The 7,711-nt window shown below is 31.6% G+C and carries 5 protein-coding genes; 1 reads left to right on the top strand and 4 read right to left on the bottom strand.

What is annotated here, in order from left to right:
* The coding region (locus tag ACH2BO_RS09945) for a sodium-translocating pyrophosphatase (RefSeq protein WP_395044591.1) at window positions 1-2,516 on the bottom strand (2,516 nt) is incomplete at its 3' end.
* 212 nt (window positions 2,517-2,728) lie between these two features.
* Between ACH2BO_RS09945 and ACH2BO_RS09940 the strand changes: the two genes are divergently transcribed.
* A complete protein-coding gene (locus tag ACH2BO_RS09940) occupies window positions 2,729-3,172 on the top strand; it encodes a DoxX family protein (RefSeq protein ID WP_395044590.1) in 444 nt (147 codons plus the stop codon).
* A 1-nt stretch (window position 3,173) separates the two neighbouring features.
* Here the strand turns inward: ACH2BO_RS09940 and ACH2BO_RS09935 are convergent, their stop codons facing one another.
* The 3 genes from ACH2BO_RS09935 to ACH2BO_RS09925 all read right to left on the bottom strand — a co-directional run bounded on the left by ACH2BO_RS09935 (window position 3,174) and on the right by ACH2BO_RS09925 (window position 7,584).
* Complete coding sequence (locus ACH2BO_RS09935; RefSeq protein ID WP_395044589.1) at window positions 3,174-3,767, bottom strand: DNA-3-methyladenine glycosylase family protein; 594 nt, start codon at window positions 3,765-3,767, stop codon at window positions 3,174-3,176.
* 182 nt (window positions 3,768-3,949) lie between these two features.
* Window positions 3,950-6,436 (bottom strand): DUF5686 family protein, encoded by a 2,487-nt coding sequence (locus ACH2BO_RS09930; protein ID WP_395044588.1) that lies wholly within the window; start codon window positions 6,434-6,436, stop codon window positions 3,950-3,952.
* A gap of 170 nt (window positions 6,437-6,606) precedes the next feature.
* Window positions 6,607-7,584 (bottom strand): pyruvate dehydrogenase complex E1 component subunit beta, encoded by a 978-nt coding sequence (locus tag ACH2BO_RS09925; protein ID WP_395044587.1) that lies wholly within the window; start codon window positions 7,582-7,584, stop codon window positions 6,607-6,609.
* Window positions 7,585-7,711: the final 127 nt, after the last annotated feature.

The raw sequence follows: 7,711 nt of genomic DNA, 5'->3' as shown, positions 1-7,711 counted from the left end.
GTTTGAACTTCAGCATCTGTACCTTCAAAAGTTAAAACTTTTTCAGTTCCATTATCAATGGTAGTAACTTTAGCTTTAGTAACACCATTTTCAATGGTTTTTTCAATCATTACTTTTCTTGAAATTTCTTTTGTAACTGTATTAGATTCATTCATGAATTTACAAGATTTACTCATACATCCTTTTTCAGCGCACTCTTCTTTACTCATTGAGCTACAAGTCATGTCCTCTGCACAACCCATTTTTGCACATTCTTCTTTACTCATAGATGCACATTTCTCAGGCAATGAACAACAAGACGCCATTGCTGTAGCATTTGCATCAGAATGAGAACCGCTTCCTAATATTGGAGCAATTACTAAACCAATTAAACAAGTAAGTTTGATTAAAATATTCATTGATGGTCCAGAAGTATCTTTAAATGGATCTCCAACTGTATCTCCAGTTACTGCAGCTTTGTGAGCATCAGAACCTTTGTATGTCATTTCACCATTAATCATAACTCCAGCTTCAAAAGATTTTTTTGCATTATCCCAAGCACCACCAGCATTGTTTTGAAAAACTGCCCAAAGTACTCCAGATACAGTAACTCCAGCCATATATCCACCTAACATTTCTGCAACTAGTGAATTTGCATTAGCATTACCCATGTAAACTAATTTACCTAAAAGTACAATTGCAATTGGAAAACCAATTGTCATAATTCCTGGTAACATCATTTCGCGTAAAGCAGCTTTTGTTGAAATATCAACACATTTTGCATATTCTGGTTTTCCAGTTCCTTCCATAATTCCTGGAATTTCTTTAAACTGACGACGCACTTCATACACCATATCCATCGCAGCTTTTCCAACAGAGTTCATTGCTAAAGCAGAGAAAACTACTGGAATCATTCCACCAACAAATAACATTGCTAATACTGGAGCTTTGAAAATATTGATACCATCAATTCCTGTAAAAGTTACATACGCCGCAAATAATGCTAAAGAAGTTAATGCTGCCGAAGCGATTGCAAAACCTTTTCCAGTTGCAGCTGTTGTGTTACCAACTGAATCTAGAATATCTGTACGTTGACGAACTTCTTTTGGTAATTCGCTCATTTCTGCAATTCCACCTGCGTTATCAGATATTGGTCCGAAAGCGTCGATTGCTAATTGCATTGCAGTAGTTGCCATCATTGCAGAAGCTGCAAGTGCAACTCCGTAAAATCCTGCTAAAGCATAAGAAGACCATATTGCAGCGGCAAATAATAATACTGTTGGAAAAGTAGAAATCATTCCGGTTGCTAAACCAGCAATAACATTTGTTCCTGCACCAGTAGATGATTTTTGTACAATTGCCAAAACTGGCTTTGTACCTAAACCTGTATAATATTCGGTTACTGATGAAATTGTTCCACCAACTACTAAACCTACAATTGTAGCATAAAACACTCTCATTGAAGATATTTTTTGCAAACCTTCACCAAAAAACTCCATAGTCATTACTTCTGGCAACATATATTTAACTAAGAAGTAACATGAAATTGCAGTTAAAACTATAGAAACCCAGTTTCCAATATTTAATGCACCTTGAACTTGTTTTTCTTTAGCGTCATTATCTTTAATTTTTACTAACATTGTTCCAATGATAGAAAATAAAATTCCGAAACCTGCAATTGCCATTGGTAATAAAATAGGTCCAATTCCGCCAAAAGCATCTTCGATTTTTCCGCCCATATCTTTTATAACGTAGTTACCAAGAACCATTGCAGCCAAAACTGTAGCTACATAAGAACCAAATAAATCAGCACCCATTCCTGCAACGTCACCAACGTTGTCACCAACGTTATCTGCAATTGTAGCAGGATTTCTTGGATCATCTTCTGGAATTCCAGCTTCAACTTTACCAACTAAATCAGCTCCAACATCGGCAGCTTTTGTATAAATACCTCCTCCAACTCTAGCAAATAATGCTATAGATTCAGCTCCAAGAGAGAAACCAGCTAATGTTTCTAATAATTTGGTCATGTCTTCGGTATTTGTCCAAACACCACCCATAAATAGGTTATATAATATAATGAAGAAACCTGTTAAACCAAGAACTGCTAATCCTGCAACTCCTAATCCCATTACTGTTCCTCCACCAAAAGAAACTTTTAGTGCTTGTGGTAAGCTAGTACGAGCAGCTTGAGTTGTTCTAACATTGGTTTTTGTAGCAATTTTCATTCCCATATTTCCAGCTAAAGCAGAAAAGAATGCGCCAAAAATAAAGGCAACTACAATTAATAAATGTGTTTTTACTCCAGGAATAAAAGTAATTCCAGCTAAAACAAAACTTGCTAAAACAACAAATATTGCTAATAATCTGTACTCTGCTTTAAGAAAAGCCAATGCTCCTTCGTAAATGTAATCTGAAATTTCTTTCATTTTTCCATCTCCAGCATCTTGTTTTAAAACCCAAGAACGTTTGACAGCCATAAATAGCAAGCCAATGATTGCCATTATAATTGGCACATAAATCATAATTGATTCCATAAATATAATTTTTGTTATAAATTTTATCGGGTGCAAAAATAACAAAATTTTAAGAACTTGAACAACTTAAAATTGAAAATATACATTTAGTGTAACTATTAAATTATTAAGACAATAATGTTTACAAAAAATTGAGAATTTAATGAAACCTATTATAATGTTGTTTAATTTTATTTCAAACTTTTTATTTCAATTTTTAACATAGATAAATTATGAAAAAACTATTATTACTTTCATCAAATCCTATTAATAAAGATTTAGGATTGCTTTTAATTCGGCTAATAATTGGATTACTTATGGCGTTTTATGGCTATGAGAAACTATCTCATTTTAGCGAAATGGCTAGTTCTGATTTTTGGGCTAAAAATGTCAGTTTTCTAGGAATGACAGGTAAAACTCCGTTGGCACTAACGATTTTTGCAGAACTTTTTTGTAGTGTTTTATTAATTTTTGGATTGTTTTCTAGAATTAGCACAATGATTTTAATGTTTTGTATGGGCTATATTTTTCTAGTTGTTTTTCCTTTTTCAATAATAAATCAAGGAGATAATGGTCATGAGTTTAACACTGCCTTTGTTTATTTCATGATTTATCTTGGTTTGTTTTTTACTGGTCCGGGAAAATACAGTTTAGACCATAAATTTTTTAAGAAGTAATTTAAATTTTATTACGCTTTTTAAGATAATAATGCCAAATTGTATAGGAAGCAAAAGTTCTAAATGGTTTCCAATTGTTTGTTAACACTTGCATTTCCTCATGTGTATGGCAATTGTACAACTCTATTATTGTGTTTTTGATTGCAATATCACCAAGCGGAATTATATCTGGCGATTGCAAACAAAACATGAGATAAACTTCTATAGACCAATTGCCAACTCCTTTTATTGTAATGAGTTCGGCACGAATTTGCTCTTCGGATTTTGATGAAAATGTAGAAAAATCAATTTCTTTGTTAAGGACTTTGGATGCTAAATCTTTGATATAAATTATTTTTTGACGTGATATACCACAATTTTTTAGTTCTTCGTTAGTCGCGCTGTGAATTAATTTTGGCAAGATTTGTCCGAAATGATTTTCTAATTTTACATAACAAGCTTTGGCTGATGCAATTGAAACTTGTTGTTCTAGAATTATGTGACACATTGAGGCAAATCCTTCTTGACGTTTTTGGATAGTTGGGTTTCCAAAGTTTTCGAGTATGAATTTTAAGGTTTTATCTTTGGATGTTAAAAATGTGATTGCTTGTTGCATAGTTGTTTTTTAGCCCAGATAATAGTGTAAAGCCCGGAACTAAAAAAAGTAGTTTTTCTTGCTATAAAAAAGCGACCAAAGGAAGCTCTTTTTATAGTATAGAAAAACACTTTTTTAGTGAGGACTTGCAATGTATAGCTGGATTGGCTTCAAGTTATGAGAATTGAAATAATTACTTTTTTTTAAAAATAAAAGCCAAATTCTCCTTTGATTGTAAAGTTATTTGTTCCTGGAATGTCGCGATAATTTCCTCTCCAACTACAGTCGATTCTAAAAACTTTAAAAATATTTCCTATTCCTGCGCTGTATTCAAAGTATGGTTTTTCTGGTGAAACATAGATTAATCCTGAGGCGTTTATTAATTTATTTTGGTCGGAAACGGTTCCGTAAACTGATCGTAGTCCTATTATTTCTCTCCAATTTAATTTTCGCATTAAAGGAATTCTAGATAAAAGTCTTCCGTTAAAGTTGTGTTCCCATTGAAAAGTTGCATATTGATCGGCAACAAATTCATAGAAATTTAGATTGCTAAATGTGTTTCCTATAACGAAATAAGTTTGATTTCCTGGAACTACACTCATTAATCCTAATGGGATTTTACCATAGGTTTTTCCTAATTCCATGGTTAGATTTGTTCTTCCTAATGGTCCAATAACAATTGGTTGTTTATAGTATAATTGGATTTTTTGATAATCGAAATCGCTATTAATAAAACCTTTTAATCCTTGACTATAGTTTACAAAAAACGTACTAAAAGGACTGTCAACATTTCTTCTTTCTACACCATAACCAATGGTTTTTTTATTTGGAGTATACTCTACTTGCAGGTTAATTTCAGACTGTTTTACTTCGCTTTTTGTAGTGTTAAATGTATTGTCTGTAAAATAATCTAGTTTGAATGTGTTTGATGCAGACTCTAATGTTCTATATGAAAAACCTGTTTGAATTGTTAGGTTTTTGATTGGTTCTATTTCAATAGAAGCGGTTGATAAATTAATATTGGTTAGTTTTCCGTTACTACCAGAGCTGAATAAACTTGATGATGCAAAACTTCGCCCAAGTACATCATTTGTAGTTGTTAAACTAGCACCAATTTGCTCAACATCTCTTCTATTTCCTCCAGAAAGAATGACTCTGTTCTTTTTGTTTACCATCCATTTTCCCGATATACCATATTTTACTTTATCGTCTTTAAAACCATAAGCAGAATATCCTTGTAGTCGCCAAGTGTCGTTTGGTCCAAAATATGTTCTTCCTCCAATTCTAATTCTTGTACCTTCAACTTCGTTAAAACCAACTGTTGAAAATATTGGTCCATAATCGAAATTTCCTATTTCAATATAACCACTTCCAAGTATTGAGACTAAATTATACATTTGTTTAAATTTCTTGACTGTTTTTAATGTGTCGAGCATTTTGTATATTCCCTCTTCGTCTTTATTTAGTTTTTCAAAACGGTTTTCATCCCAAAATTCTTTTGGTTTACTATATACTTCATTATCAATAAAATTGACTTCTTCTTTATAGAATTTTTCTGGTTTTTCTATATTGAATTTATGGTTTCTAATTAATGTGGTTCTTTTTCCATAAACGCCTTTTGATTTTTCTTTTTTATTTAAAGCAAAATCTGACATCATGTGATCGCGAGTTAAAAGAAATACTGAATCATTAAGCACTTCAAAATCTTGTTCTATATAAATTTCTTTAACCCAGTTAATATTAGCACTTTTTGTAACTGCCATATTAATGTTTTTAATTGCAAATGTGGAGTCGTTTACCCAAAAATCGCCTTTAAAAGTAAGTTCGTTTTTTCTTCTTGGATAGAAAACTATATTGTAACACCATTTATTGTCAACAAAAGCACTATCTGCCAATCTATAATTATAAACATCAATTCCTGTTTTAGAAAGTGGACTTGTAAAACTCTTGTCGAAGAAATTTAAGTAATTGTTGTATATATCATAATCGTTATATAAATCTTTAATAAATGTATTTACTCCATCGCCATTGGTTAATCCAGAATTTTTATTGGCTTTTAATACTTCTTTTACTTTTCCTTTTTTATTGTCTCCATAAACATCAGATATTGCTTCGTTTATAAACATTGGAAGATAGGTTTTACCTGTAACTTTTGAAGTGTCAACTTTATCAAACACAAATTCCATTCCTTTAAAAATTTTACTTTTCATGAATGCGCTATCTATTGTGTTTAAATCAAACTCAACTTTTTCATATTTTTCATATTCATATTGATTGAACATTTTGAGTCCGTTTTTCCTTTTTCGTTCCCAAATTTTTCTTAGAATATCTAATGCCGGATTATTCTTTTTAGAAGTTTTACCAGTATAAATTTTTACTTCTTCAAGAACTTCTTCATCATTTAAAACAATTTTTAAATCATAATTTACTTGTTGTGGCAACTCAACTTCTCTTGTTACATAACCCACGAATGAAACAAAAATGGTAGAATAAGTTTTTTTAGATTCTAAATAAAATCGCCCATCTTCATTACTAACAACTCCTTCGCTTGAACCTTTAAAAGCCAAACTTGCAAAAGAAATTGGTTTGTTTTTTTTATCTAACACTATACCACTTATCTTAGTTTGGGAAAAAGACAAACTCGAAAAAAAAGCAATTAATAAAAGTGAAAAAAATAGTTTTTTATGCATAATCTAATAGTGATTGAAATTGACAAAAAAAAGCTTCATCAAATTTTCTCTGATTAAGCTTCAAATATAGTTATTTAGATTGTATGATTGTATGATTGTTAGATTGTTAGATTTTTTTTAATAAATCTATTATAAATTATTTATTTCTAATTTTCTAAAAATCTAATAATCTATTTATACATTACTTTTTTTACAGCTTTAACAACATCATTGGCATTTGGCAACCATTCTTTTAATAAAGTTGGAGAATATGGTGCTGGTGTATCGGCAGTTGTAATTCTTTGTACTGGTGCATCTAGATAATCAAAAGCTTTTGATTGAACCATATAAGCAATTTCTGAAGCTACACTTGCAAATGGCCATGCTTCTTCTAGAACTACTAATCTATTAGTTTTTTTAACAGAAGTTAAAATACAATCATAATCTAATGGACGAACTGTTCTTAAATCAATAATTTCACAAGAAATTCCTTCTTTAGCCAATTCATCTGCCGCAACAAATGCTTCTTTTATAATTTTTCCAAAAGAAACTATGGTTACATCTGTTCCTTCTCTTTTAATATCGGCAACACCAAGTGGTATAATATATTCTTCTTCTGGAACTTCTCCTTTATCGCCATACATTTGTTCACTTTCCATAAAAATAACTGGATCGTTATCTCTAATTGCAGCTTTCAATAATCCTTTAGCATCATAAACTGTTGATGGAACTACAACTTTTAATCCTGGAGTATTAGCAAACCAGTTTTCAAATGCCTGAGAATGTGTTGCTCCAAGTTGTCCTGCAGAAGCTGTTGGTCCACGAAAAACCATTGGCATAGGAAATTGTCCTGCGCTCATCTGACGCATTTTGGCAGCATTATTGATGATTTGGTCAATACCAACTAACGAAAAGTTAAACGTCATATATTCAACAATAGGACGACAACCATTCATTGCAGAACCAACTGCAATTCCTGCAAAACCAAGTTCGGCAATTGGAGTATCAATAACTCTTTTTGGTCCAAATTCGTCAAGCATTCCTTTAGACGCTTTGTAAGCACCATTATATTCGGCAACTTCTTCACCCATTAAATAAACAGATTCGTCGCGACGCATTTCTTCACTCATTGCCTCACAAATTGCTTCTCTAAATTGTATCGTTCTCATATTATATAACTTTTTTTGTCATCCCGAGCGCAGTCGAGGGAAATTTTGAATGGCAAAAATAAAAATTAAAAATGACATTAAAACATATTACTACTAAATAATCACTTGCGTTTTCTTACTTTTCATA

The organism is Flavobacterium sp. (assembly GCF_043773265.1).
In the GTDB taxonomy this organism is placed as follows: Bacteria; Bacteroidota; Bacteroidia; order Flavobacteriales; family Flavobacteriaceae; genus Flavobacterium.
This window is presented reverse-complemented; position numbering and strand designations above follow the sequence as displayed.